Raw genomic sequence first — 26,292 nt, forward strand, 5'->3', positions numbered from 1 at the left:
GCAGGCTCGCTCCCACACGGGGCGGTGCCTTTAAGATTCAAGCAGGGCGGGCTCCATCTGGATGCCGCCCTTTTTTGTGCAAGAGATTATGCAAAGCAGCAGCAACCTATTTCCTGTCGCCCTGATCAGCGCCGAACGGCGCGGTGATCTGAGCGAAGATGTGTATCGTTTGAAACCCGGTAACAGCCCCGACTTCACCGTCGAACTGGCTGTGACACGCCTTGGCATGGCCGATGAGTCGTCCTCCCGTGGCGTGCCAGTGATCCTGCTGCACGGCAGCTTTTCCAATCGCCGGTTCTGGTTTTCTCCCAAAGGCCTGGGGTTGGGCGCTTACCTGGTCCGCCTGGGGTTCGACGTCTGGATTCCGGAAATGCGCGGTCACGGCCTGTCCCAGCGTAACCATGACTACCGCAAGAACCGTGTCGCCGACTACGCACGCTATGACCTGCCGGCCATTGGCGCGTTCGTGCGCGAACAGAGCGGGCAGGTGCCGCACTGGATCGGTCACTCGCTGGGCGGTACTACACTGGCCGCAGCATTGGGTGGCGAGTACATCGGTGAGCCGGTCGTGGCCTCGGCGGCGTTTTTCGGTACGCAAGTCAGTCGTACTTACTGGCCATTGAAGATTCCACCGGTGGAGTGGAGCGGTCGCTTCATTCTCAAGCGTTTTGCCCAGTTGTCCGGCTCAAGGCTCAAGCGCGGCCCGGAGGACGAGCCCATCGGCCTGGCTCTGGAAAGCATGCGCTGGTTTGGCTTGTTCGGGCGCTTCGGTGATGCCGACAAGGACTGGTGGGCAGGCCTGGCCGAGGTCAAGTTGCCCGTATTGGCGGTCAGTGCCGCGGGTGATCATCAGGACCCGGCCTGGGCGTGTCGCAAACTGTTCGAGCAGTTCGGTTCCGAGCACAAGCAATTCATCCACCTGGGACGCGAGCAGGGCTTCGGCGACAATTTCGGTCACGTGGAAATGCTCGTCAGCAAGGCAGCCCAGGCTGAAGTCTGGCCTTTGGTGACTCGCTGGCTGGCCGATCAGCAGACACCTTTGCCGGGCGCGCAACAGGATTTGGTCGCGGCAATCTGAGCCCGATGCTCTAACAAGGGCATTTCGCTCTGGTCGGCTTGCGGCTAAGATATGACGCATTGAGCTGTTCTGGTCACTTTGCGTGGCTGAGTCATCACTGATGTTCGTGCTGTCTTCCTCTTCACAGGAGTTTCTCGATGATCCATTACCTCACGCCTGACCTTTGCGATGCCTATCCGGAACTGGTGCAGGTGCTGGAACCGATGTTCAGCAATTTCGGCGGCCGTGATTCCTTCGGCGGCGAAATCGTGACCATCAAGTGCTTCGAAGACAACTCGCTGGTCAAGGAGCAAGTCGAGCTCAAGGGGGATGGCAAGGTCCTGGTAGTCGATGGCGGAGGCTCCCTGCGCCGCGCACTGCTGGGTGACATGCTCGCCGAGAAAGCGGCCAAGAATGGCTGGGAAGGCCTGGTGATTTACGGTTGCATCCGTGACGTCGACGTCATCGCGCAAACCGACCTGGGGGTTCAGGCGCTGGCCAGCCACCCAATGAAAACCGACAAGCGCGGTATCGGCGATCTCAACGTTGCCGTGACCTTCGCCGGCGTGACCTTCCACCCGGGTCATTACATCTATGCGGACAACAACGGCGTGATCATCTCGCCCAGCCCGCTGAAAATGCCTGAATAAAGCGCTGGTCGACCAAAGGAGTGCGGATGTTCGAGGAAGAAAACGCGCAATGGGGGCTGGTGCATGCCCTGGTGCTGGACGGTAAAGGCGGCGCGCGTTCGATTGCCCGGACTGAGCTCGATGACTTGCAGCTGCAGGCCCATGAAAGCCTGTGGCTGCACTGGGATCGCAGTCATCCGCAAACCCGGACCTGGTTACGCAAATCCAGTGGTCTGAGCGAGTTCAGCTGTGACCTGTTACTCGAAGAAAACACCCGTCCGCGACTTTTACAGCTTTCCGACAGCGAACTGCTGCTATTTTTGCGCGGGGTCAATCTGAACCCCGGTGCCGAGCCGGAAGACATGGTGTCGGTGCGGATCTTCGGCTCTGCCCAGCGTGTCATTTCCCTGCGTTTGCGTCCGTTGCGTGCCACTGACGAGTTGCTGGTGCAACTGTCCGAAGGCAAGGGGCCGAAAACCGCCTCCGAACTCATCCTTTGCATGGCGCAGTACCTCACCAACAAAGTGCAGGATCTGGTCAGCTGTCTCTCGGAAGTGGTCGATGAGGAAGAAGAAAAACTGGATGCCGACGAACGGTATACTCCTGAACACGGATCGGTTTTGCAGATTCGACGCCGGGCGGCTGCGTTGAAGCGCTTTCTTGCTCCGCAGCGGGACATTTTCGGTCAATTGACGCGGATCAAGTTGCCCTGGTTCGTCGAGGACGATGGCGATTACTGGAACGAATTGAACAACAGCCTGACCCGCTACCTTGAAGAGCTGGAATTGACCCGGGAACGGGTGGGGCTGGTCCTGGAGGCTGAAGACCGCCGCTTGAGCGTGCGCATGAATCGCACGATGTATCGCTTCGGGATCATCACCGGGATCTTTTTGCCGATGAGTTTTCTGACCGGGCTTTTGGGGATCAACGTCGGTGGAATTCCGTTCTCTGCCAGCCCTTACGGCTTTCTGATCGCCTGCCTGATGATGGTCTCGGTGGCGCTGGGGCAGTGGTGGTTGTTCCGACGATTGCGCTGGGTCTGAGGGAAAGCATGTGACCCGAGCAAAACTGACCGCGTCTCCCACAGACATCACGAGAGGTGCGTATGCACGATCCGTTTGAACAGTCTTTACGCGACATGCTCAACGCCTCACCGTCCACCCGGGACGACGATGCGTGCCTGGGGCGTGTGCTGAAAACCGCCAACCGCCAGGTTGGCGCCGGTGATTTGTTCAGCCTGCTGGGGCGCTGGTTGCCCGCACTGATGATCGCCCTGAATAACGGATCGGCCCATGTCGCGCCGGTATCCCGTCTTCGTAAACCTGCTGCTCGCACTGCTGATAAGGCTGATTGAATATGGAACTTGATCTCTGGACTCAGAGCCTCGTCACTGCAATGACTGCGTTGTGGACCAAGGTTGCGAACTTCATTCCGAACCTGTTCGGCGCACTGGTCGTGCTGCTGTTGGGTTTTGTCGTGGCCAAGCTGCTCGACACCCTGCTGTCCAAATTGCTCGCCAAATTGGGCCTTGACCGCTTGATGGGAGGCACCGGCCTGACCAAATTGCTGGCCCGCGCCGGGTTGCAAGTGCCTATTTCGACCCTGATCGGCAAGATCGTCTATTGGTTCGTTCTGCTGATTTTTCTGGTTTCTGCCGCAGAATCCCTTGGTCTTGAGCGAGTTTCAGCTACGCTGGACATGCTAGCGTTGTATTTGCCGAAGGTTTTCGGCGCGGCGCTGGTGTTGCTGGTAGGTGTCTTGCTGGCGCAACTGGCCAACGGGCTGGTGCGCGGAGCGGCAGAAGGCGTGGGGCTGGACTATGCTTCAGGGCTTGGACGGATTGCCCAGGGACTGGTGATCATTATCAGTATTTCGGTTGCAATCAGCCAGTTGGAGGTCAAGACTGACCTGCTGAACCATGTGATTGTGATTGTGTTGATAACCGTTGGTCTGGCGGTAGCGCTGGCCATGGGATTGGGAAGCCGGGAAATTGCCGGCCAGATTCTTGCGGGAATCTACGTGCGTGAGCTGTACCAGGTTGGGCAACAAGTGCGTGTTGGCGAGGTCGAAGGCCAGATCGAAGAGATCGGCACGGTTAAAACCACATTGCTGACCGATGAGGGTGAGCTAGTCTCTCTTTCCAATCGGATCCTCCTTGAGCAGCATGTGAGTAGCCGCTAACCCGGCAAACCCTGCTAATGTATGCCGCCGCAAAATGCCTGCTCACGCTGGCTGCGGCGGACATTGACCTGACTGTCGGCCCGACTTGTTTTGAATAAAGCCCAATCGTTATCCATGCGCTACGACCCCCGCGAGCTCTCTGATGAGGAGTTGGTCGCGCGCTCGCATTCCGAGCTGTTTCACGTAACACGCGCCTATGAAGAACTGATGCGGCGTTACCAACGAACATTATTTAATGTGTGTGCACGATATCTCGGGAACGATCGCGACGCAGACGATGTCTGTCAGGAGGTCATGTTGAAGGTGCTGTATGGCCTGAAGAACTTCGAAGGTAAATCGAAGTTCAAGACATGGCTATATAGCATCACGTACAACGAGTGCATTACACAGTATCGAAAGGAACGGCGAAAGCGTCGCTTGATGGACGCATTGAGTCTTGACCCCCTCGAGGAAGCGTCCGAAGAAAAGACGCCGAAACCTGAGGAAAAGGGTGGACTTGATCGCTGGTTGGTGTATGTGAACCCGATTGACCGGGAAATTCTGGTGCTACGATTTGTCGCAGAGCTGGAGTTTCAGGAGATCGCAGACATCATGCATATGGGTTTGAGTGCAACAAAAATGCGGTACAAACGCGCTCTAGATAAATTGCGTGAGAAATTTGCAGGCATTGCTGAAACTTAGTTCAGCGCAAATATCTCTTACGTGTAGGCAAGTTCTGTTAGACTTGCCGCCGAGTTGTCCCCCGGTTTGCGGGACTGCTTCACAATCACCAGATGGGGATTTAACGGATGAAACTGAAAAACACCTTGGGCTTGGCCATTGGTACTCTTATTGCCGCTACTTCGTTCGGCGCACTGGCACAAGGCCAAGGCGCAGTTGAAGGCGAGCTCAACTACGGGAAGAAGTACAACGACAGCGTTAACAACGTTGAAGACGGCTACACTCCTGGCGCCTCCATCGGTTACTTCTTGACCGACGACGTATCGTTGAACTTTACCTACAACAATGACGACCACACCCGTTCGAACAACGGTACTGGCAATCAGAAAATCGAAGGCGACCAGTTTGGTCTGAACGCTCAGTACCACTTCAACAACGCTGGCGACGCTCTGCGTCCTTACGTTCAAGGTGGTGTCAAGCACGGCAGCATGACCAACGTAGCCGCTGACGGCCACACCGGTCGTGACCAGTCGACTTTCCTGACTGCTGGCGCTGGCCTGAAGTACTACTTCCTGGAAAACGTCTACGCTCGTGCTGGCGTAGAAGCTGACTACAAGCTGGACAACGGCCGTTGGGACTACATCCCGTCCGTAGGTCTGGGTGTTAACTTCGGTGGCGGCAACAAGCCTGTCGCTGCAGCTCCAGCTCCAGAAGTCTGCTCCGACAGCGACAACGATGGCGTTTGCGACAACGTTGACAAGTGCCCGGACACCCCGGCCAACGTAACTGTTGACGCTGATGGCTGCCCAGCTGTTGCTGAAGTCGTTCGTGTAGAGCTGGACGTCAAGTTCGACTTCGACAAAGCGGCAGTCAAGCCAAACAGCTACGGCGACATCAAGAACCTGGCTGACTTCATGAAGCAGTACCCATCCACCACCACTACTGTTGAAGGTCACACTGACTCCGTCGGTCCTGACGCTTACAACCAGAAACTGTCCGAGCGTCGTGCAAACGCCGTTAAGCAAGTTCTGACCAACCAGTACGGTGTTGAGTCGTCCCGCGTTCAGTCCGTTGGCTACGGCGAATCCCGCCCAGTTGCCGACAACAAAACTGAAGCTGGTCGCGCTGTTAACCGTCGCGTAGAAGCGCAGGTTGAAGCTCAAGCTAAGTAATTAGCTCGTAGCTCTGAAAAGCCCGGCTCAGGCCGGGCTTTTCTTTGTCTGCAATTTGGTGAAACAGGTGAAACTAAGCTGACTGATCTGCCGCCATCACAGGCAAATCAAGCTCCCCCAGGGATTGAGTTGCACAGGCTGCCACTGCACCGATCACCAGTATGGCGGGGCTTTTCAGCTGGAATCTGCAGGCCGCTTCATCCATGTCTGTGAGAGTGCTCCGACATTCCCGTTGATGGGGCAAGGACGCATTTTCAATCATGGCCACGGGCGTATCCGTCGCCATGCCGCCGGCCAATAGCTGCTCACGGATTTCACCGAGCTTGGCCACTCCCATGTAAATCACCAACGTCGTTCCGCCTTGGGCCAGTGCCTGCCAGTTCAATTGGCTGTCGTCCTGGGTGTGTGCGGTGACCAACGTGACACCACGGGCGACACCGCGCAAAGTCAGCGGAATATCGCATTGCGTCGCCCCCGCCAGCCCGGCAGTGATGCCGTTGACCAACTCGGCTTCGACCCCACGCTCACGCAACCACTGCGCCTCTTCTCCACCTCGGCCGAAAATGCACGGATCGCCGCCCTTGAGCCGTGCCACGCATTTACCCTGCCGGGCATAACGAAGCATCAGGCGATGGATGAACGCTTGCGGGGTGGAGCGGCAGCCGCCGCGCTTGCCCACCGGAATGATCCGCGCGCCAGGGCAATGCTCGAGTACCGCGACATTGACCAGATCATCGATCAACACCACATCTGCTTCCCGCAAGGCGCGTACCGCTTTCAACGTGAGTAACTCCGGATCACCAGGGCCCGCACCTACCAGCCAGACTTTTGCACTCATAGTGTTTTCCTCACGAGATGACGGTGATTGGCCGCGCCGTGGCAGCCAGCAGGCGTTTGATTTCCGGAACGCAGGACCCGCATTGGGTGCCGCAACCCAGTTCTTGCTTGAGTCCCTGCAAGTCCAGGCCTCGGCTGATACCGGCGCGGATCGCGTTCTGGTCGACGTTCTTGCAATTGCACAGGATCTTGTTCGCATTGACCGGCGCATCGAGATTGCCCGGTGGTGCGCTCAGTGGCGCAAGCAACCAGCGCCGCAATTGCTGGTCCGCGCGACCTTCGAGCCAAAGCCCCTGCAACCAGTGTTGGGCAAGGGTTTCACCGGCCAGTCGAATAGCCGTGATCCGGCCATTTTCGATTCGCACGCGTTTGCCAATGGCCCGTCGAGGGTCGTCGTAAGCCAGTACCGGGCCGTCATCGAGCGCCAGGTTTTTATCGATTTCGCTTAGCAGCTCTGCCGAAGGTGCTGAAGTATTGGCGGCCCGTACAAGCAGGGCAGGGCGCTCACGACCAACCAGGCTGAGGCTGACGTAGGAAAACGCCTCACAGAGCGGTCGTAGCGTCTCGAAATGCCGTTGAACATCGCCCTCGATCAGTGCGAACAGTTTCCAGGGCAGATCAACCGGATCCAGGCGAACGCCGCTGTGTTTGAGTTCGGGCTGTTTCGACAAAGGATCGAATGCGGGCAGGGTGAGGCTGTTCACTCCGCCCTTGAGAAAACGATCGCCCCAATGCATCGGCAAAAAGGCCTGGCCCGGGCGCACGCTGTCATCGCTGGCAACCGCGACGACGACTGCGCCGCGCCGGCTCTTCAGGCTGACCAGATCCCCCGGTTGCAGGCGATGGCGGCGCAGTTCGTCCGGGTGCAGGCTCAACTCCGCTTCGCTGACATGGCCGAACAGCTGCGCGGCGGTGCCGGTGCGACTCATGCCGTGCCATTGGTCGCGCAGGCGGCCGGTGATCAGGGTCAGCGGGAAGCGTGCATCGCGTTGCTCCTTGGCGGCGCGGTACGGATCGGCCACGAACTGCGCGCGCCCATTGGCAGTGGCAAATACCCCGTCGACGTACAACCGGGTCGTGCCTTCAACGGCACCCGCAGGGAAGGGCCATTGCTGCGGGCCGAGACGATCGATCAGTGCATGGCTGATACCGGACAGATCCAGATCGCGACCTTGAGTCAGTTGTTTGTACTCGTCAAAGACCTGAGCGGGATTATCAAATTCAAACAGGCTGGTTTGGCCGGGACGCAGGTGTTTTTCCAGGCGCTGTGCGAAATCTACGGTGATTGCCCAGTCCGGCCGCGCCTCACCCGGTGCGACGATTGCCTGGCGTACGTGGGAAATGCGTCGCTCGGAGTTGGTCACGCAACCTTCCTTTTCTCCCCAGCTGGCGGCGGGCAGCAGAAGGTCAGCGAATTTCGCAGTTTCAGTGGTGCTGAAGGCTTCCTGTAACACCACGAACGGGCAGGCTTGCAACGCTGCACGCACGGCTGTCTGGTCGGGCATGGATTGAGCGGGGTTGGTACAGGCGATCCACAACGCCTTGATCTTGCCGTTGCGCACTTGCTCGAACAGTTCGATCGCGCTGAGCCCCGGATTTTCCGGTAGTTGCTCGACGCCCCAGTAGGACGCCACTTGCGCACGATGTTGCGGATTGGCGGCGTCACGGTGGCCGGGCAGCAGGTTGGACAAACTGCCGGTTTCCCGCCCGCCCATGGCATTTGGCTGACCGGTGAGGGAGAAAGGTCCGGCACCGGGACGACCGATCTGCCCGGTGGCCAGGTGCAGGTTGATCAATGCACTGTTTTTCGCGCTGCCGGCGGTGGACTGGTTAAGCCCCATGCACCACAGCGACAGAAAGCTCGGTGACGTGCCGATCCACTCGGCACATTGCTGCAATTGCCCGAGGCTGATTCCGCAGAGCTGCGAAACCATTTGCGGTGTGTAGTCACGCACCAGGTTTTTCAGTTCAGCCAGGCCTTCGGTGTGGTCGCGGATGAAGTCACGATCGATCCAGTCTTCCCACAGCAGCAGATGCAAAATCCCATGGAACAAGGCGACGTCGGTGCCAGGCAAGATCGCCAGGTGCAGGTCAGCCAGATCGCAGGTATCTGTACGACGAGGGTCAATGACGATGACCTTCATCTGCGGTCGGCGGGATTTGGCGGCTTCCAGCCGGCGAAACAGCACCGGGTGGGCGTAGGCCATGTTGCTGCCGACGATCATCACGCAATCGCTCAGCTCCAGGTCTTCGTAGCTGCAGGGCGGGGCGTCGGCACCCAGGCTGCGCTTGTAGCCGACCACCGCCGAGGACATGCACAGACGCGAATTGCTGTCGATGTTGTTGGTGCCTACCAGGGCACGTGCCAGCTTGTTGAAGGCGTAGTAGTCCTCGGTCAACAGTTGCCCGGAAATGTAGAACGCCACGCTGTCCGGGCCATGCTCGGCAATGGTCGCGCCGAATACACTGGTGGCATGATCGAGGGCGGTATCCCAATCGGTGCGGTGGCGGGCCAGGCCTTTACCGAGGCGCAGTTCGGGGTACAACGCCCGCGCCGTCAAGTCGCCGGTCAGGTGCAGGGTCGAACCCTTGCTGCACAGTTTGCCGAAATTGGCCGGGTGCGCGGGATCGCCGCTGACGCCGAGGATGCGTGAACCGTCGTGCTCGATCAGCACCCCGCAGCCGACCCCGCAGTAACAGCAGGTGGACGCAGTGATCTGGCGGTCCATCAGCCTGCATCCCGCAGGGCCAGCATCACCCGGCCATTTTCCACCCGGGCGAGATGGTGATGGGCACAGCCGATGTCCGGGGCCAGGGCTTCGCCACTTTCCAGGTCGATTTGCCAGTTGTGCAACGGGCAGGCCACCCGCTTGCCGTACACCAGACCTTGGGACAACGGGCCGCCCTTGTGCGGGCAGCGGTCGTCAAGGGCGAACACTTCGTCGTCGCTGGTACGAAAAATCGCGATGTCTCCCTTTGGTCCGGCGATGATCCGCGAGCCCAGGGCATTGATCTCTTCCAGTGCGCAGATATCCAGCCAGTTCATGCCAGCACCTCCAGGTTTTTCACGGGGATGACGTCGAATTCTTTTTTCAGCTGGGGCTGTTCCAGGCGCTCCTTCCACGGGTCCTGTTCGAACGACAGGGAGAATTGCAGGCGATCGTTGAGCGCCTTGCGCCGCTGCGGATCTTCCAGAACGGCTTTCTTGACGTGTTCCATGCCGACCCGTTGCAGGTAGTGCACGGTGCGTTCGAGGTAGAAGGCTTCTTCGCGATAGAGCTGCAGGAATGCACCGTTGTATTCGCGGACCTCTTCGGCGGTTTTCAGTTTGACGAAGAATTCCGCGACTTCGGTCTTGATCCCGCCGTTGCCACCGATGTACATCTCCCAACCGGAGTCCACACCGATAATTCCCACATCCTTGATACCGGCTTCCGAACAGTTGCGCGGGCAACCGGAGACCGCCAGCTTCACCTTGTGCGGTGACCACATGTTGAACAGGTCATGTTCCAGTTCAATGCCAAGTTGTGTGGAGTTCTGGGTGCCAAAGCGGCAGAACTCGCTGCCGACGCAGGTTTTCACCGTGCGGATGGATTTGCCGTAGGCGTGGCCGGACGGCATGTCCAGGTCTTTCCACACCCCCGGCAGGTCTTGCTTGCGAATGCCCAGCAAGTCGATGCGCTGACCACCGGTGACCTTGACCATCGGTACGTTGTACTTGTCGGCGACGTCGGCAATGCGTCGCAGCTCTGAAGGATTGGTCACGCCGCCCCACATCCGCGGGACTACAGAGTAGGTGCCGTCTTTCTGAATGTTGGCGTGGGCGCGTTCGTTGATCAGGCGCGATTGTGGATCGTCCCTGGCTTCCCCTGGCCAGGTGGAAATCAGGTAATAGTTGAGCGCCGGCCGGCAGGTGGCGCAGCCGTTGGGGGTGCGCCAGTTCAGGTAGCTCATGGTGCCGGCGATGGTCAGCAGGTGCTGCTCGCGGATGGCCTGGCGGATTTGCCCGTGATTGAGGTCGCTGCAGCCGCAGATGGCCTTTTCGCTTTTCGGTTTGACGTCCGCGGCGCCGCCCACGGTGTTGATCAGGATCTGTTCGACGAGGCCGGCGCAGGAGCCGCAGGAGCTGGCCGCCTTGGTGTGTTTCTTGACGTCGTCGACACTGAACAGCCCGTGTTCCTGAATGGCCTTGACGATGGTGCCCTTGCACACACCGTTGCAGCCACAGACTTCGGCCGTGTCAGCCATGCTCATGGCCTTGTCCTGGCCTTGATGTCCTACGTCGCCAAGCGCATTTTCACCGAACATGAGGTGATCGCGAATTTCGCCGATGGCGTGATTCTCACGGATTTGCCGGAAATACCAGCCGCCGTCTGCCGTATCGCCGTACAGGCAGGCGCCGACCAGCACGTCATCCTTGATCACCAGTTTCTTGTAGACCCCGCCAATCGGGTCCGAGAGGGTGATGGTCTCGGTGCCTTCGCCGCCCATGAAGTCGCCCGCGGAGAACAGGTCGATGCCGGTGACCTTCAATTTGGTTGAGGTCACAGACCCCTTGTAGGTGGCAAACCCCAGTTGGGCGAGGTGGTTGGCGCAGACTTTGGCCTGTTCGAACAGCGGCGCCACCAAGCCATAGGCGATGCCGCGGTGGCTGGCGCACTCACCGATGGCATAGATCCGTGGGTCGTAGGTTTGCAGTGTGTCGTTGACCAGAATCCCGCGGCTGCACGGAATGCCGGATTTCTCCGCCAGTTCGGTATTGGGACGAATGCCAGCGGCCATCACGACCAGGTCGGCGGGGATGATGTCGCCGTTCTTGAATTGCACCGAACCGACCCGGCCGTTGCCCGCGTCATGCAAGGCCTGGGTCTGCTCGCACAGGCGAAAGTGCAGGCCGCGAGATTCCAGCGCGCTTTGCAGCAGCTGGCCGCTGGTCTTGTCCAGTTGTCGTTCCAGCAACCACTCGCCGATATGCACCACGGTCACGTGCATGCCCCGCAGCATCAGGCCGTTGGCGGCCTCCAGGCCGAGCAGGCCGCCACCGATGACCACGGCGTGCCGGTGGGTTTTCGCGGTGTCGATCATGGCCTGGGTGTCGGCGATGTCGCGGTAGCCGATCACGCCCTCAAGGGTGTTGCCGGGAATGGGCAGGATGAAGGGCGTCGAGCCGGTGGCGATCAGCAGGCGATCGTATTCGGCTTCGCTGCCGTCTTCGGCAATGACCCGGCGCTTGACCCGGTCGATCTCCACCACCTTGCGGTTGAGCAGCAGCTTGATGTTGTTTTCCAGGTACCAGTCCAGGTCGTTGAGCACGATCTCTTCGAAGGTCTGTTCGCCCGCCAGCACCGGCGACAACAGGATGCGGTTGTAGTTGGTGTGCGGTTCGGCGCCGAAGACCGTGATGTCGTACAGTTCATTACTCAGCTTGAGCAGTTCTTCCAGGGTACGAACCCCGGCCATGCCGTTGCCGATCATCACCAGTTTTAGTTTTTTCATCAGGTTCTCCGGGGGAGCTCAGGCCTGCCTCATCAGGGTTCAGGCCATGCTCGACAAATTTTGCGCAAACAAAAAAAGGCGTCCCGCTAGTTGCCTAGCGAGGACGCCTTTGTCCTGGTCCCGTTCTCTCGGGCAGCGCAGCTTTCTACGTTGAAGGCCGGGCTTTATGTATGTTGGGAAAGGTAATGCAGTGGTTGTGCCAAGTTTCGCAAGGGCCCGATTTATGGGCTCTCGTCATGGGAGGAGGGTGTTTGCGTGCACTGGTTCAAGGCGCGATGCCCGGTTTTGAAGCAGAAAAATCAAAAAATCTGTTGGGTGCAGTGAAAAACTCAGCCATGAAACAACAAAAACAGCAGCACCAGATTCACCAGCAAGGACACCAGCGCCAACGTCCGCCAGACTTTCAACGGTTCGCGCTCTAGCAAAGGTTTGGGGCGCACGCTCAAACTGCGTCGTTCTCCCTGTTCCAGCAGCAACAACCATTCTTCCGCTGTTTCAAAGCGCTGATCCGGAGCTGCCGCCACCGCGCGTTCCAGACTTTGCGCGATCCATTCCGGCAGGTCGGGCCGGTAGCGACTGGCGCTGACCGGCACACCAAACCGTGGGCGCTGGAACGCTTCGATTTCGCCGTAGGGATAATGCCCGGTAAGCAGGTAATACAAGGTCACGCCGACCGCATACAAATCCTGTTGCGGTGTCGGTAAATCCCCGCGAAAGGCTTCCGGTGCGATATAGCTGGGCGTTCCGGGCAGGGCGAAGGCTTGATCTTCGGACAGCCCGGGACAGTACGCGAGACCGAAATCCAGCAGGCGCAACTCGCCGTCGTCCCCCAGAAGCAGGTTCTCCGGTTTGATATCACGATGCAGAATCTGGCGTCGATGCAGTATGCCGACCGCTCGCAGCAGGCGTTCGGCCAGGTCCAGCCATTGAGCCAGTGGCAGCGTTCCGACACGCTCCTGCAATTTAGCCAGGGTATATCCGGAATATTCGCGCATCACGTAGTACAAATGCTGACGCTGACTGGCGGCATGAACTTCAGGAAAATGCCGCCCGGCCACACGTTTGAGGAACCATTCCTCCGACAACAATGCCTGCCCGGCCTGATGATCGTCACGAAGCGCACCGGGCAAGGTTTTCAGCAGCCAAGGCTGTTGTTGAGCATCTCGTACCCGGTAGAGCAGTGATTGCTGGCTTTGGCCGAGGATCCCTTCAATCTGCCAGCCTTCGAAGGTCTGGCCTGGCTTCAATGCAGGCGGGAGTGGCCATTGCTGCAGATGAATCAGTGCATCGCCGATGCTGGTTTCGCCAAGGGCATCGACCCGCACCAGCAGGGCGCTGGCGTTGTCCTGACTGCCAGCCAGGTGCGCGGCGCTGACCAACGTCCGCGCGGCACTGTTCAGGTCAGGTTGATCGCGCAAAATGCCCGCAATGGCGGTATCGCCCAGGACGGCCCAGACGCCGTCGCTGAGCAGCACGAAACTCTCGGTCAAACGCAGTTCGCCATCCAGAAAGTCCAGCACCAGATGTTGATCCAGCCCCAGGGCCCGTTTAAGCACATGCTGCATGCCAGGCTGGTCCCAGACGTGATCCTCGCTCACCCGTTGCAGCGTGTCGGCGTGCCAGCGATAAACCCGGCAGTCGCCGACATGTGCCAAGGTAAAACGCCGGCCGCGCATCACCAAGGCACTGACGGTGGTCAGCAGCGGTTGGCCGCCACCGTTAGCCTGCAACCAGCGGTTTTGCGCCAGCAACAGACGATCCAGTGCCTGGGCGACGCCCCAGGTTTCCGGGGTGGCGTAGTAGTCCAGCGCCAGCGCCTGCAAGGTCGAACGGGCGGCGAGCCCGCCATCGGCACATTGGCTGACACCGTCGGCAATCGCGAACAGGTAACCCTTGCTCGCGGCCAGCGCCGGAGCCGGCGTGACCAGGCGCAGGGCGTCCTGGTTTTCCTCGCGAGGACCGATGGCGCTGGCTTCGGCAAAACTCAGTTGCAGGCTCATCGAGGCGTCAGACCCGCGCAGCCGTCACGGCGGCCGAACCCCAGGTGGTTCTCCAGCGACGTTTCACGCCGTGCAGACCGAACCAGGCCAGAACGCCGAGGCTGGCAAACAACCACAGCGCCAATTGATAACTGCCGGTGCTTTGCTTGATCGCGCCCATGCCGGCCGCGAGGGCAAACCCGCCGATGCCACCAGCCATGCCGATCAGGCCGGTCATCACGCCGATTTCCCGGCGAAAACGCTGGGGCACCAACTGGAATACCGCGCCATTGCCTGCACCCAGACCGAGCATGGTGCAGACGAAAAGTGCCAGTGCGGCGTAGGAACTCGGCAGATTGAAACCGACCACGGCAATGCAGGTCGCCGCGACGGTGTACATCGCCAACAGAGTCCGAATGCCGCCGAACCGGTCAGCCAGTGCACCACCCAAGGGGCGCATCAGGCTGCCGCCGAACACGCAGGCAGCGGTGTAGTAACCGGCAGTCACCGGACTCAGGCCGTACTGGTCGTTGAAGTAACCGGGCAGGGCGCTGGCCAGGCCAATGAAGCCGCCGAACGTCACGCTGTAGAAAAACATGAACCACCAGCTGTCACGGTCACCCAGGGCCTTGAAGTAGTCGGCCATGGATTTGGCTTTTGGCCGCTCGGGGGCATTGCGGGCCAGCCAGGCGAAGACGATCAGGGTCAGGATCAACGGAATCAGGGCAAAGCCGAACACGTTGCTCCAGCCAAACGCCGCCGCCAGCACCGGAGCGATCAATGCGGCGAGCACTGTGCCCGAGTTGCCCGCGCCGGCGATGCCCATGGCCTTGCCTTGATGCTGCGGCGGATACCACTGCGAGGCCAGGGGCAGGGCGACGGCGAACGAAGCGCCGGCCATGCCGAGGAACAGGCCCAGCAGCAACGCCTGCTCGTAGCTGTGGATCCCGAGTTTCCAGGCGCCGAACAGGGCGCAGATCACGATGACCTGGCCGATCAGGCCGGCGGTTTTTGGCGACAGGCGATCAGCCAGCATCCCCATCACGAAGCGCAACACCGCCCCGGCCAGAATCGGCGTGGCGACTACCAGCCCCCTTTGCTGCGTTGTCAGGTGCAGGTCGGCGGCGATCTGCACCGCCAGAGGACCGAGCAGGTACCAGACCATGAAACTCAGGTCGAAATAGAGGAAGGCTGCGAACAATGTGGGGGTATGGCCGGATTTCCAGAAGCTTGAATTCATTGCGCACCTCAGCTGTGAAGAGTCTCGAAAGGAGTCATGAGCTTGCAGGTGGGGCGCCGATACGGCCGCACCACCGACCCCGTGCTGTGGGGCCAAAACGAAAAAACGCCGCCACCCGATCCGCCAAGGGCAAATGAGGTGAGCGACGTCTTTGTCGTAGGTGGGGCAACCGCCGTTGGTTACCTGTGGTGATTACTTAGCGAGATCTGTGCCAACACTCGAAATCGAGTCGCCGCCATTCGCGAGCAGGCTCGCTCCCACAAGGGAATGGCGTCGAACACAAATCACCTGTGGGAGCGAGCCTGCTCGCGATGGCGCCCGGACAGGCGCTACAGGACTTCAGCCGAGCAACTCGCTCATGGCAATGATCTGCTCCGCCACCTGTATCAGCTTCTGCTGGCGGCTCATCGCTTGGCGGCGCATCAGCGTGTAGGCCTCTTCCTCGTTGCAGTCCTTCATTTTCATCAGCAGCCCCTTGGCCAGTTCGATGCGCTTGCGCTCGGCCAATTGCTGGTCACGGGCATGCAACTGGGCACGCAGGGCCTGGTCGCTCTCGAAGCGTGCCATGGCCACATCGAGAATCGGCTGCAGGCGTTGTGCGTGAATGCCTTCGACGATGTAGGCGCTGACCCCGGACTTGATCGCCTGTCGCATCACATCGGGGTCGTGTTCGTCCGTGAACATCACAATCGGTCGTGGCTGGTCGCGCGTCACCAGCACCACTTGTTCCATCACATCGCGACCCGGTGACTCGGTATCGATCAGAATCACATCCGGACGCACCGTTTCGACGCGTTCAGGCAGGTCGATGGTCAGGCCGGATTCATCGATCACTTCGAATCCGGCCTCGGTCAGGGCGGCCTTCAAGCGTCCGACTTTCTTGGCGGTGTCGTTGATCAGCAGGATACGCAGCATATTCGTGGTCTCCTGTCAGCGGCTGGCGGATCGGTGCGAGCTGTCGCTCATGGCGTGCAGTTTGAAACTGCGGGCATAACCGGCCGGGTCCGAGCCGTCCCAGATCTTGCCGTCGATCAATTGGCTGCTGCGCATTTCCCCGGCTGATGAAGCGACGCCGACGGCACGAGCGGCTTCACGGTAGAGGTCCAGTTGCTGGACCTGCCGGGCCACCGCGAGATAGTCCGGATCATCGCGCAACAAGCCCCAGCGGCGGAACTGGGTCATGAACCACATGCCGTCGGACAGGTACGGCAGGTTGACCTCGCCATCCCCATGCAAGCGCAGCGCGTGCGGGTCTTGCCAGCGGTGGCCAAGGCCGTCGGCGTACTCGCCCAGCAAGCGTGGTTCGATGCAGTCCAGTGGTGCGTCAAGGTACTGCGCGGCACTGAGCAATTGTGCGGTACTGCGGCGATTCTCGGTGCTTTCTTCGATGAAGCGGCTGGCTTCCAGAACCGCCATCACCAGTACCCGCGCGGTATTGGGGTATTGCTCGACGAACGCACGGGTGCAGCCGAGGACCTTTTCCGGATGATCGGGCCAGATGTTCTGCGTAGTGGCCAGGGTAAAGCCGAGATCCTGCTGTACGGCGCTGGCGGACCAGGGTTCGCCGACGCAAAACCCGTCGATTCGTCCAGCCCGCAGGTGCGCGACCATCTGCGGCGGCGGCACCACCACGCTGTCGACATCCAGCAGCGGGTGTATGCCTTGGCTGGCGAGCCAGTAATACAGCCACATGGCGTGGGTGCCGGTGGGAAACGTCTGGGCGAAGGTGAGTTTTGAGCGAGTTTGGTGCACGTGCCGATCCAGTGCTTCAGGACTGGTCACTCCAAGCGCTTGCAAACCGCGGGACAGGTTGATGCTCTGGCCGTTCTGATTCAGGCCCATCAACACGGCCATGTCGGTCGCGGCCACGCCGCCTATGCCCAGGTGAACGGCGTAAATCAGGCCATAGAGGCTGTGGGCGGCGTCGAGTTCGCCGCTGACCAGTTTGTCCCGCAGGTTGGCCCAGGACGACTGACGCTTGAGGTTCAGGGTCAATCCGTGGGGCTGGGCGAAGCCCTGGGTGGCGGCGACAACCACCGAGGCGCAGTCGCTCAGGGCCATGAAGCCGAGATTGATTTCGGTTTTCTCCGGGGCATCGCTGCCATTGACCCAGGCCAGAGGGCCGGCTGACGGTTCGTTCATCGCGTGTTCACCTTGCAAAAAAAACGTCGTCCCGAGTTCTTGCATGAGCAGGCCGGGGACGACGCCATTGTCTTTGCACCCATTCCGTCGTTGGCATGGGTGTTGGTGCCCAGAGTGGTGCAAGGCATATGCCATTAACCGCTGATTTGATCACGCGCCTCGCTTGCCACCCCGTTGCCCGGCTATAATCGCCGCCTCAATTCGCCGCCAATCGAGTCAAATCCGCCCATGTACACCCTGGCCCGTCAGCTGTTGTTCAAACTCTCCCCGGAAACCTCCCACGATCTGTCCCTGGACCTGATCGGCGCGGGCGGGCGTCTTGGGCTCAACGGCTTGCTGTGCAAGGCCCCGGCGAAGCTGCCGGTGAATGTCATGGGCCTGGACTTTCCGAATCCGGTGGGGCTGGCCGCGGGCCTGGACAAGAACGGCGCGGCCATCGACGGTTTCGCCCAGCTGGGTTTCGGTTTTGTCGAAATCGGTACCATTACGCCGCGTCCGCAGCCGGGCAATCCGAAGCCACGTTTGTTCCGCTTGCCGGAAGCCGAGGCGATCATCAACCGCATGGGCTTCAACAACCTCGGCGTCGATCACCTGCTGGCCCGCGTGGCGGCGGCCAAGTACAAAGGCGTGCTGGGCATCAACATCGGCAAGAACTTCGATACGCCGGTCGAGCGTGCCGTGGACGACTACCTGATCTGCCTGGACAAGGTCTACGCCCACGCCAGCTATGTGACAGTCAACGTCAGTTCGCCGAACACACCGGGCCTGCGCAGCCTGCAATTCGGTGACTCGCTCAAGCAGTTGCTGGCCGATCTGGCCGAACGCCGCGCGGAACTGGCATTGCGTCATGGCAAACATGTACCGCTGGCGATCAAGATTGCGCCGGACATGAACGACGAAGAAACCGCACAAGTTGCGCAAGCGCTGATCGAAACCGGGATGGATGCCGTCATCGCCACCAACACCACCCTGAGCCGCGTAGGCGTCGAAGGCATGGAGCATAGCGAAGAAGCCGGCGGTCTGTCCGGTGCGCCGGTTCGTGACAAGAGCACCCACACCGTGCAAGTGCTGGCGTCGGAGCTGGGCGGGCGTTTGCCGATCATTGCGGCGGGCGGCATTACCGAAGGCAAGCACGCGGCAGAGAAAATCGCCGCAGGCGCGAGCCTGGTGCAGATCTACTCGGGCTTCATCTACAAAGGCCCGGCGCTGATTCGCGAGTCGGTAGACGCCATCGCAGCGCTACGCTGATCCCCTGTAGGAGCGAGCTTGCTCGCGATGGTCGGTAACGATGACGCGTGATTTCTGGATGCACGCGGTGTTCTCGGGTCCATCGCGAGCAAGCTCGCTCCTACAGGGGATTGTTTGGACCAACGAGCAGGCATAAAAAAGGGCTCCATAAAGGAGCCCCTGGGCCGGAGCCCGCCGTCCGGATGGGACGTGCGTGGTTAATTCAGTACAAGTTCAGATTGTCGTGTCGGAGTGTTGTGCCCTGTAATTAGCCGACGGCGTGAAGTTCGTTGAGTCTGTGGATTCCCGCAGTGCCGGTCATACCGTCCCAGTTGTCGCCGCGTCCTTCTCGCCAGCCGTTGATCCAGGCTTGACGTACCGACGGTAGAGTAAATGGGCAAAGCTCACGGGATTTACCACCAACGCCATATTGATATCCGCGCAAAAATGCTCTTTCCAACGGATCACGCTTAAGTCTTCTCATAGGGTGTTGCCCTCACTTGTTGACTGTATTTATCGCGTCGACCTCTATTGAGGTCTGGCAGAAAAACTCTGCCGTTGGGGGCTCGTTGCCGGCGTGACGAGCCAAGGTGTTGGCGTCATTGCGGCGCCAACCTGTATTGAGTTCTAACCAATGCGTCACATCGAGGGAATGATCGTTTTGTCATAAGGACGTAACCATTAATGTGCTAACGCCATAAGTAACAGAGCGTTTGTAGCGTATTTATTGGCCAAACCCCGGTATGATCGGCCCTGCGCTGGATGATGGGCTTAATCCTTTAGTGAGAATGGCTCCCGTTGCCGGGATGCACTATTCGACGAAGGGTCGACTTATGACATTTTGTTGCATCAACTTTTTTATCTGTCCTTGCATCTAAGCTCATTTAACCCGGGCAGCAGGGGTGGAGCGGCACACCTTCGTGCCACGCGGGCGCTCTTCGAGAAAAGCGCCTGATTGAAAACCGGACCGGCAATGCGTTGCCCGGTCACTCAGCTAAAGGTTCTGGAATTCCCATGTCCGATCGTTTCGAACTCTTCCTCACTTGCCCAAAAGGCCTTGAAGGCCTGCTCATCGAGGAAGCCGTCGGGCTTGGCCTTGAGGAAGCGCGGGAACACACCTCCGCCGTGCGCGGCATGGCTACCATGGAAACCGCTTATCGCCTGTGCCTGTGGTCGCGCCTGGCCAACCGCGTGCTGCTGGTGCTCAAGCGCTTTCCGATGAAGGACGCCGAAGACCTGTACCACGGCGTGCTGGACATCGAGTGGCAAGACCACATGCTCAATGACGGCACCCTGGCCGTCGAATTCAGCGGCCATGGCTCGGGTATCGACAACACCCACTTCGGCGCGCTGAAGGTCAAGGACGCCATCGTCGACAAACTGCGCACCCCGCAAGGCGACCGTCCGTCCATCGACAAGCTCAACCCGGACCTGCGCATTCACCTGCGCCTGGATCGCGGCGAAGCCATTCTGTCCCTGGACCTGTCGGGCCACAGCCTGCACCAGCGCGGCTATCGCCTGCAGCAAGGTGCGGCGCCGCTCAAGGAAAACCTCGCGGCCGCCATCCTGATCCGTTCCGGCTGGCCACGAATCGCGGCCGAAGGCGGCGCACTGGCTGACCCGATGTGCGGTGTCGGCACCTTCCTGGTGGAAGCGGCGATGATCGCCGCCGACATCGCGCCGAACCTGCGCCGCGAGCAGTGGGGCTTCACCGCCTGGCTCGGTCACGTCCCGGCGCTGTGGAAAAAACTCCACGAAGAAGCGTCCGAGCGCGCCGCTGCCGGCCTGGCCAAGACTCCGTTGTGGATCCGCGGCTACGAAGCCGATCCACGACTGATTCAACCGGGCCGCAATAACGTCGAGCGCGCCGGCCTGAGCGAGTGGATCAAGATCTACCAGGGCGAAGTCGCGACTTTCGAACCGCGCCCGGACCAGAACCAGAAAGGCCTGGTCATCTGCAACCCTCCGTACGGCGAGCGTCTGGGCGATGAGGCGAGCCTGCTCTATCTCTACCAGAACCTCGGCGAGCGCCTGCGTCAGGCCTGCCTGAACTGGGAAGCGGCGGTGTTCACCGGCGCGCCGGACCTGGGCAAGCGCATGGGTATCCGCAGCCACAAGCAGTATTCGTTCTGGAACGGTGCCTTGCCGTGCAAGCTGCTGCTGATCAAGGTGCTGCCGGACCAATTCGTCACCGGCGAGCGTCGTACTCCGGAACAGCGTCAGGTCGAGCGCGAGCAAGCCGCCTACGATCAGACACCGAATGAACCGCAGGAACGCAAGTTCAACAAAAACGGTAATCCGATCAAACCGACGCCGGCACCGGCTCCGGTGGTCGAGCAGCCGCGCCTGAGCGAAGGCGGGCAGATGTTCGCCAACCGCCTGCAAAAGAACCTCAAGGCCCTGGGCAAGTGGGTCAAGCGTGAAGGCATCGACTGCTACCGCGTGTACGATGCCGACATGCCGGAATATTCCATGGCCATCGACCTGTATCACGATTGGGTCCACGTCCAGGAATACGCCGCGCCGAAATCCATCGATCCGGAAAAGGCCTCGGGCCGTATGTTCGATGCCCTGGCAGCCATCCCGCAGGCGTTGAACATCGACAAGAGCCGTGTGGTGGTCAAGCGCCGCGAGCGTCAGAGCGGCACCAGGCAGTACGAGCGCCAGGCGGCACAGGGCAAGTTCGTCGAGGTCAATGAAGGCGGGATCAAGCTGCTGGTGAATCTCACCGACTACCTCGACACCGGTCTGTTCCTCGACCACCGGCCGATGCGCATGCGTATCCAGAAAGAGGCGGCCGGCAAACGCTTCCTCAACCTGTTCTGCTACACCGCGACGGCCAGTGTGCATGCGGCCAAGGGCGGTGCGCGCAGCACCACCAGTGTCGACCTGTCGAAAACCTACCTGGACTGGGCTCGGCGCAACCTGTCGCTGAACGGTTTTTCCGACAAGAACCGCCTGGAGCAGGGTGATGTGATGGCCTGGCTTGAAGCCAGTCGTGACGAGTACGACCTGATCTTCATCGACCCGCCGACGTTCTCCAACTCCAAGCGCATGGAAGGTGTCTTCGACGTGCAGCGCGACCAGGTGCAACTGATCGACCTGGCCATGGCGCGGTTGGCGCCCGGCGGCGTGTTGTACTTCTCCAACAACTTCCGCAAGTTCGAACTGGAAGCCAATCTCGGCGAGCGCTATGCGGTCGAGGAGATCACCGCCCAGACCATCGATCCGGACTTTGCCCGCAACACCAAGATCCATCGCGCCTGGAAAGTCACGGCTCGCTAAATAGCTGTGCTGATTCACTGTAGGAGCGAGCCTGCTCGCGATGAACCCGAAAGCGCCGCGTGTATTCAGAAAGCATGCGTTATCGTTATCGACCATCGCGAGCAGAGCTCGCTCCTACAGTGCTGGTCAAATTAGTGGCTAATAGCTATAACTCAACTCAGGGCCAAAGGGCTTTCCCGCACCTGGCGTTTTGAGTTGTGTTTTATGTCGTTGCACGCCATGCGCCCAAAGATCCTGGGGTTTATCAGCGAAGATGCCTCGGCCTGGCTGGTCGCACTGCTGGTATTGCTGATCGGCGGGGTGCTCACCGGGTTGCTGGCGTGGTCGACGCTGAATCTGTTTCACCATCAATTGCGGCAACGCTTCCAACTGCTGGTCAGTGAGCGTTACAGCCGTATCGAAGAGCGTTTCGAAGATCAGGAGCAGCGCCTCGACGGTCTGCGCCGGTTTTTCGCCAATTCCGATTCGGTGTCCCGAGCGGAATTCGACGGCTACACCCAACCTTTACTGCTGCGGACCCAGGCGTATTCCTACGCCCAGCGGGTCACCCGTGACGAGCGTTCGGCGTTCGAGCGCCGAGTGCGTGACGAAGGTTTGAGCAGTTTCACCCTGAGAGAACTCAACGCGGACGGCCAATTGCAACTGGCCGGAGAACGAGATGAGTACGTGGCGGTGCTGTATAGCCAGACCCAAAGCAAACTCGGTTCTCCTCTCGGTTACGACTTGCTGGCCCAGCCGCTGCGGCGTGCCACGCTCGATCGGGCCGATCGGCATGGCGGCATGGCGGTGTCGCAACCGATGCATCTGGTGAGTATCGAGCCGGCTTATGCGCGTGGTGTGCTGCTGGTCGCACCGGTCACGCAGCACAACAGTCAAGACCACAAGGCCGTGAAGCCCTACGGTTATGTCATGGCCGTGATCAGCATGCGCCAGTTGCTGGCGGACGGACTGCCGGACGCCAGCCATGACTATCTCTCGGTGCGCATCCTCGATTTGTCTACCGATGACCAGCACGAAGTGCTGTTTGAGTCACCCAACCCGCCGGCCATCGGCGAGCTGTCCACCACGCGCCTGTTGCGCATGGCCGACCACGACTATCAAGTCGATATCCAGCCCAGCGACGCGTTCGTGCAGGCCAACCATTCCTCCGTGACCAGTGTGGTGGTGTTGGGTGGATTGCTCAGCGTGATGCTCAGTGCCTTGCTGTATGTGTTGGTCAGTCAGCGGCAGCGGGCGTTGAAACTGGTGGAGCAACGCACTCGGGAGCTGCGCGATCGAGAGCAGGAGTTGCGTGGCACCCACGGCCAGTTGCGTGGCGTGCTGAATGCCGCCACCCAGGTCGCGATCATTGCCACCGACCTGCGCGGGGTCATCAGCACCTTCAACGCCGGTGCCGAGCAGATGCTCGGCTATTCCAGTGCCGAAGTGGTGGGGCATATGACCCTGGAGAACCTGCACCTGCCCCGGGAACTGGTCGCTCGCTCGGCAGAGTTGAGCACCCGCTATGGCAAACCGGTGCCGACCTGCCAGGCGATGCTGGTCGAAGGCGACACGGAGGGCGACCACGAGGCGCGGGAGTGGACGCTGGTACGCGGCGATGGCAGCCATCTGATGGTCAACATGCTCGCCACGCCGGTGCTCGACGAACAAGGCCTGTGGGTCGGGCACCTGGCGGTGTGCATCGACATCACCGAACGCAAGCGGGTCCACGAGGCACTCGCGGCGCGGGACCTGTTGTTGAAAAAGCTCAGCGCCCACGTGCCTGGTGGCATCTACCAGTTCAAGATGGAGTTCGACGGACGCTTCAGTGTGATCTACGCCAGCGACGGCATTCGCGAGATCTACGAGCTCGAACCTGACGTGCTGCTACTCAATGCCGAAGCGATCTTCACCCGGATTCATCCCCAGGACACCACCCGTGTCCGCGCCTCGATCCGAGCCTCGGCCGACACCCTCAGCCCCTGGCGCGAGGAATACCGCGTGCAACTGCCGCAACGGGGTCTGCGTTGGGTGCGTGGCGAGGCCACGCCGGAGGAACTGCCCGGTGGCGGTGTGCTCTGGCACGGCTACATCTCGGACATTTCCGATATGAAGCGGGTGGAAGAAGAATTGCGCGCGCTGTCGGTCACCGATTCGCTGACCGGTATCCACAACCGCCGTTATTTCCAGGAACGCCTGACCATCGAAATGGCCCGGGTGGAGCGTGGCGGTGGGAATCTGTCGGTGATCATGCTCGATATCGACCATTTCAAGCGCATCAATGACCTGCATGGCCATGCCATCGGTGATCGGGTGTTGCAGGCCGTGTGCCAACGGATCGGCCACCGGTTGCGGCGCACCGATGTGTTCTGCCGCCTGGGCGGAGAGGAGTTCATGGTGCTGTGCCCGGATATCAGCGGCGAACAGGCCTATATGTTGGCCCGGCAATTGTGGCAAGGCTTGCGCAGTTCACCCATTGAAGGAGTCGGTACGGTCACCGCCAGTTTCGGGATTGCCGGTTGGCGGGTCGGGGAGGGCGCCGATGCCTTGCTGTTGCGCGCGGATTCGGGGGTTTACGCGGCGAAGCAGGCGGGAAGGGATCGGGTTGAGGGGGAGATGAGCTAAAGGTTGCATGTAATCCATGTAGGAGCGAGCCTGCTCGCGAAAGCGGAGTGTCAGTCACCATCAGTGTTGACTGGGCTGACGCTATCGCGAGCAGGCTCGCTCCTACAGGGGATTTACTGTGCCCTTTAGATCCGGTTACAACACCGAAGCCGTCTGCGGCAGTTTCGGTTGGCGGTACAGGTCCAGCAGCACCTGATCGAGCACCGACGAGGCGCCGAACGGGGCCTTGTCGTTGAGGATCGCCACCACCGCCCAGGTGTTGCCGTTGACGTCGCGACTGAAACCGGCAATCGCCCGCACGGTGTTCAGGGTGCCGGTCTTGACGTGGGCTTCACCGCGCATGGCAGTGGTCTTCAGGCGTTTGCGCATGGTGCCGTCGGTGCCGGCAATCGGCATCGAGCTGATGTATTCGGCGGAATACGGGCTGTGCCAGGCCGCTTCGAGCATCGAAGCCATTTCCCGGGCGCTGACACGCTCGGCACGGGACAGGCCGGAGCCATTCTCCATCACCAGATGCGGCGCGGTGATGCCCTTTTTCGCCAGCCACTGACGCACCACACGCTGGGCGGCCTTGGCGTCGTCACCATCGGCATCGGTGCGGAAGCGTTGGCCGAGGCTCAGGAACAACTGCTGGGCCATGGTGTTGTTACTGTACTTGTTGATGTCGCGGATGATTTCCGCCAGGTCCGGCGAGAACGCCCGGGCCAGGACCTTGGCGTCTTTCGGTGTAGGCGCCAGCACATCCTTGCCCTGAATGCTGCCACCCAGTTCCTTCCAGATCGCGCGGACGGCACCGGCGGTGTAGGTCGCGTGATCGAGCAGCGACAGATAAGTCTGTGAGCTGCAGCCTTCACCCAGCTGACCGCCGACCGTCACGGTCATGCTGCCGTCGGCCTGTGCCACCGGGTTGTAGCGCACGCCACCGGTGCATTGCCTGGAATTGAGGGCCTTGACCTGGTTGTCGATGCGGATGCTCGCAATTGGCGGCTCCACCGAGACCAGTACCTTGCCCGAGTCATTACGTGCGACGAAGCGCAGCGCCTTGAGGTTGACCAGCAGCGAGTCGGGTTTGACCAGGAACGGCTTGTTCTCGTCGTTGCCGTCGTCATTGAATTCCGGCAGTTGCGGTTGCACGAAGAAGGTTTTATCCAGCACCAGGTCGCCGGTGACCTGGGTCACGCCGTTGGCACGCAAGTCGCGCATCAGCAGCCAGAGTTTTTCCATGTTCAGCTTCGGATCGCCGCCGCCCTTGAGGTAGAGGTTGCCGTTGAGGATGCCGCCGCTCAAGGTGCCGTCGGTGTAGAACTCGGTTTTCCACTGGTGGTTCGGACCGAGCATTTCCAGCGCCGCGTAGGTGGTGACCAGTTTCATGGTCGACGCCGGGTTGACCGACACGTCGGCGTTGAACACCGTCGGGGTGCCGGGACCGGTGAGCGGGATCATCACCAGCGACAGGGCGTTGTCCTGCAACTTGCTGGCTTTCAGGGCTTTTTCAACGTTGGGCGACAACGCGGTATTGATGGGAGCGGCGCAAACGGGAAGGGCCAGGGGGAGAAGAAAACCGGCCAACAGCAATGGACGCAAAGATTTGATCATCTGAAATAAAACCCTACAGCCGAGGGGAAATAAGGTGAGGGCATGGAGATAAATTCCCTCAATGGTCATGAAAGTGTCGGCATTATGCCCCAAGGTGCCACCGCTTGGGCCGTGCGTGGGCATTCAGATCGGCTATTTTTTTACCGACGGTAGGCGTGGTGGCCCAGAGAGTCAGGCAATCGGCGGC

At 60.3% G+C, this 26,292-nt stretch carries 20 protein-coding genes; 10 read left to right on the top strand and 10 right to left on the bottom strand.

Features of this window, described 5'->3' with window-relative positions; all coding sequences use genetic code 11:
• Positions 1-88 precede the first annotated feature (88 nt).
• The 7 genes from AC3ITA_RS09025 (at position 89) to AC3ITA_RS09055 (ending at position 5,699) form a co-directional block, all read left to right on the top strand.
• Complete coding sequence (locus AC3ITA_RS09025) at positions 89-1,078, top strand: alpha/beta fold hydrolase (RefSeq protein WP_489280043.1); 990 nt, start codon at positions 89-91, stop codon at positions 1,076-1,078.
• A 140-nt stretch (positions 1,079-1,218) separates the two neighbouring features.
• The gene (gene rraA, locus AC3ITA_RS09030) at positions 1,219-1,707 is read left to right on the top strand and encodes a ribonuclease E activity regulator RraA (RefSeq protein WP_172435379.1); all 489 of its coding nucleotides are present in this window, start codon (positions 1,219-1,221) and stop codon (positions 1,705-1,707) included.
• A gap of 26 nt (positions 1,708-1,733) precedes the next feature.
• On the top strand, positions 1,734-2,729 hold the full coding sequence (locus AC3ITA_RS09035; protein ID WP_095945167.1) for a zinc transporter ZntB: 996 nt from the start codon (positions 1,734-1,736) through the stop codon (positions 2,727-2,729).
• Positions 2,730-2,791: 62 nt separating this feature from the next.
• Positions 2,792-3,040 carry a hypothetical protein gene (locus tag AC3ITA_RS09040; RefSeq protein WP_008048593.1) on the top strand — a complete coding sequence of 83 codons (249 nt, stop codon included), beginning with the start codon at positions 2,792-2,794 and terminating at the stop codon, positions 3,038-3,040.
• Positions 3,041-3,042: 2 nt separating this feature from the next.
• Complete coding sequence (locus AC3ITA_RS09045; RefSeq protein WP_053157419.1) at positions 3,043-3,867, top strand: mechanosensitive ion channel family protein; 825 nt, start codon at positions 3,043-3,045, stop codon at positions 3,865-3,867.
• A gap of 90 nt (positions 3,868-3,957) precedes the next feature.
• Positions 3,958-4,548 carry an RNA polymerase sigma factor SigX gene (sigX, locus tag AC3ITA_RS09050; protein WP_095945166.1) on the top strand — a complete coding sequence of 197 codons (591 nt, stop codon included), beginning with the start codon at positions 3,958-3,960 and terminating at the stop codon, positions 4,546-4,548.
• Positions 4,549-4,655: 107 nt separating this feature from the next.
• Positions 4,656-5,699, top strand: a complete 1,044-nt coding sequence (locus tag AC3ITA_RS09055; protein WP_489280046.1) for an OmpA family protein — start codon at positions 4,656-4,658, stop codon at positions 5,697-5,699.
• Between the two features lie 73 nt (positions 5,700-5,772).
• Here AC3ITA_RS09055 and cobA read toward each other — a convergent pair whose 3' ends face one another.
• The 8 genes from cobA to AC3ITA_RS09095 all read right to left on the bottom strand — a co-directional run bounded on the left by cobA (position 5,773) and on the right by AC3ITA_RS09095 (position 17,393).
• Positions 5,773-6,537 carry a uroporphyrinogen-III C-methyltransferase gene (cobA, locus tag AC3ITA_RS09060; RefSeq protein WP_150671838.1) on the bottom strand — a complete coding sequence of 255 codons (765 nt, stop codon included), beginning with the start codon at positions 6,535-6,537 and terminating at the stop codon, positions 5,773-5,775.
• A gap of 10 nt (positions 6,538-6,547) precedes the next feature.
• Positions 6,548-9,265 (bottom strand): nitrate reductase, encoded by a 2,718-nt coding sequence (locus AC3ITA_RS09065; protein WP_489280048.1) that lies wholly within the window; start codon positions 9,263-9,265, stop codon positions 6,548-6,550.
• The gene (nirD, locus tag AC3ITA_RS09070) at positions 9,265-9,582 is read right to left on the bottom strand and encodes a nitrite reductase small subunit NirD (RefSeq protein WP_046042889.1); all 318 of its coding nucleotides are present in this window, start codon (positions 9,580-9,582) and stop codon (positions 9,265-9,267) included. The genes AC3ITA_RS09065 and nirD overlap by 1 nt, the downstream gene beginning before the upstream one ends.
• Entirely contained in the window at positions 9,579-12,032 is a 2,454-nt protein-coding gene (gene nirB, locus AC3ITA_RS09075; RefSeq protein WP_489280049.1) for a nitrite reductase large subunit NirB, read from the bottom strand. The genes nirD and nirB overlap by 4 nt, the downstream gene beginning before the upstream one ends.
• A 329-nt stretch (positions 12,033-12,361) precedes the next feature.
• Entirely contained in the window at positions 12,362-14,032 is a 1,671-nt protein-coding gene (locus AC3ITA_RS09080; RefSeq protein WP_489280050.1) for a bifunctional protein-serine/threonine kinase/phosphatase, read from the bottom strand.
• Between the two features lie 7 nt (positions 14,033-14,039).
• Positions 14,040-15,251 (bottom strand): nitrate/nitrite transporter, encoded by a 1,212-nt coding sequence (locus tag AC3ITA_RS09085; RefSeq protein ID WP_008048622.1) that lies wholly within the window; start codon positions 15,249-15,251, stop codon positions 14,040-14,042.
• A gap of 339 nt (positions 15,252-15,590) precedes the next feature.
• On the bottom strand, positions 15,591-16,166 hold the full coding sequence (locus tag AC3ITA_RS09090; RefSeq protein ID WP_008048624.1) for an ANTAR domain-containing response regulator: 576 nt from the start codon (positions 16,164-16,166) through the stop codon (positions 15,591-15,593).
• 15 nt (positions 16,167-16,181) lie between these two features.
• A complete protein-coding gene (locus tag AC3ITA_RS09095; protein ID WP_414927928.1) occupies positions 16,182-17,393 on the bottom strand; it encodes a CmpA/NrtA family ABC transporter substrate-binding protein in 1,212 nt (403 codons plus the stop codon).
• A gap of 228 nt (positions 17,394-17,621) precedes the next feature.
• Between AC3ITA_RS09095 and AC3ITA_RS09100 the strand changes: the two genes are divergently transcribed.
• The gene (locus tag AC3ITA_RS09100; protein WP_489280053.1) at positions 17,622-18,641 is read left to right on the top strand and encodes a quinone-dependent dihydroorotate dehydrogenase; all 1,020 of its coding nucleotides are present in this window, start codon (positions 17,622-17,624) and stop codon (positions 18,639-18,641) included.
• A 247-nt stretch (positions 18,642-18,888) separates the two neighbouring features.
• Here AC3ITA_RS09100 and rmf read toward each other — a convergent pair whose 3' ends face one another.
• Positions 18,889-19,104 (bottom strand): ribosome modulation factor, encoded by a 216-nt coding sequence (gene rmf / locus AC3ITA_RS09105; RefSeq protein ID WP_003223300.1) that lies wholly within the window; start codon positions 19,102-19,104, stop codon positions 18,889-18,891.
• A gap of 530 nt (positions 19,105-19,634) precedes the next feature.
• Here rmf and rlmKL point away from each other — a divergent pair.
• Positions 19,635-21,905, top strand: coding sequence for a bifunctional 23S rRNA (guanine(2069)-N(7))-methyltransferase RlmK/23S rRNA (guanine(2445)-N(2))-methyltransferase RlmL (gene rlmKL / locus AC3ITA_RS09110; protein ID WP_095945158.1), 2,271 nt, complete (start codon positions 19,635-19,637; stop codon positions 21,903-21,905).
• Between the two features lie 204 nt (positions 21,906-22,109).
• Positions 22,110-24,509, top strand: a complete 2,400-nt coding sequence (locus tag AC3ITA_RS09115) for a sensor domain-containing diguanylate cyclase (RefSeq protein ID WP_095945157.1) — start codon at positions 22,110-22,112, stop codon at positions 24,507-24,509.
• Positions 24,510-24,644: 135 nt separating this feature from the next.
• Here AC3ITA_RS09115 and dacB read toward each other — a convergent pair whose 3' ends face one another.
• On the bottom strand, positions 24,645-26,105 hold the full coding sequence (dacB, locus tag AC3ITA_RS09120) for a D-alanyl-D-alanine carboxypeptidase/D-alanyl-D-alanine endopeptidase (protein ID WP_095943264.1): 1,461 nt from the start codon (positions 26,103-26,105) through the stop codon (positions 24,645-24,647).
• Positions 26,106-26,292: the final 187 nt, after the last annotated feature.

This window comes from Pseudomonas sp. GL_090 (assembly GCF_057837765.1).

What these genes read in the sequence shown, in the direction of transcription:
- cobA (WP_150671838.1), bottom strand. Translation starts at nt 6,537, where the DNA reads ATGAGTGCAAAAGTCTGGCTGGTAGGTGCGGGCCCTGGTGATCCGGAG.
- AC3ITA_RS09100 (WP_489280053.1), top strand. Translation starts at nt 17,622, where the DNA reads ATGTACACCCTGGCCCGTCAGCTGTTGTTCAAACTCTCCCCGGAAACC.
- AC3ITA_RS09040 (WP_008048593.1), top strand. Translation starts at nt 2,792, where the DNA reads ATGCACGATCCGTTTGAACAGTCTTTACGCGACATGCTCAACGCCTCA.
- nirB (WP_489280049.1), bottom strand. Translation starts at nt 12,032, where the DNA reads ATGAAAAAACTAAAACTGGTGATGATCGGCAACGGCATGGCCGGGGTT.
- AC3ITA_RS09085 (WP_008048622.1), bottom strand. Translation starts at nt 15,251, where the DNA reads ATGAATTCAAGCTTCTGGAAATCCGGCCATACCCCCACATTGTTCGCA.
- AC3ITA_RS09055 (WP_489280046.1), top strand. Translation starts at nt 4,656, where the DNA reads ATGAAACTGAAAAACACCTTGGGCTTGGCCATTGGTACTCTTATTGCC.
- rlmKL (WP_095945158.1), top strand. Translation starts at nt 19,635, where the DNA reads ATGTCCGATCGTTTCGAACTCTTCCTCACTTGCCCAAAAGGCCTTGAA.
- AC3ITA_RS09035 (WP_095945167.1), top strand. Translation starts at nt 1,734, where the DNA reads ATGTTCGAGGAAGAAAACGCGCAATGGGGGCTGGTGCATGCCCTGGTG.
- dacB (WP_095943264.1), bottom strand. Translation starts at nt 26,105, where the DNA reads ATGATCAAATCTTTGCGTCCATTGCTGTTGGCCGGTTTTCTTCTCCCC.
- AC3ITA_RS09090 (WP_008048624.1), bottom strand. Translation starts at nt 16,166, where the DNA reads ATGCTGCGTATCCTGCTGATCAACGACACCGCCAAGAAAGTCGGACGC.
- nirD (WP_046042889.1), bottom strand. Translation starts at nt 9,582, where the DNA reads ATGAACTGGCTGGATATCTGCGCACTGGAAGAGATCAATGCCCTGGGC.
- AC3ITA_RS09115 (WP_095945157.1), top strand. Translation starts at nt 22,110, where the DNA reads ATGTCGTTGCACGCCATGCGCCCAAAGATCCTGGGGTTTATCAGCGAA.
- AC3ITA_RS09025 (WP_489280043.1), top strand. Translation starts at nt 89, where the DNA reads ATGCAAAGCAGCAGCAACCTATTTCCTGTCGCCCTGATCAGCGCCGAA.
- AC3ITA_RS09080 (WP_489280050.1), bottom strand. Translation starts at nt 14,032, where the DNA reads ATGAGCCTGCAACTGAGTTTTGCCGAAGCCAGCGCCATCGGTCCTCGC.
- AC3ITA_RS09045 (WP_053157419.1), top strand. Translation starts at nt 3,043, where the DNA reads ATGGAACTTGATCTCTGGACTCAGAGCCTCGTCACTGCAATGACTGCG.
- rmf (WP_003223300.1), bottom strand. Translation starts at nt 19,104, where the DNA reads ATGAGAAGACTTAAGCGTGATCCGTTGGAAAGAGCATTTTTGCGCGGA.
- AC3ITA_RS09095 (WP_414927928.1), bottom strand. Translation starts at nt 17,393, where the DNA reads ATGAACGAACCGTCAGCCGGCCCTCTGGCCTGGGTCAATGGCAGCGAT.
- AC3ITA_RS09065 (WP_489280048.1), bottom strand. Translation starts at nt 9,265, where the DNA reads ATGGACCGCCAGATCACTGCGTCCACCTGCTGTTACTGCGGGGTCGGC.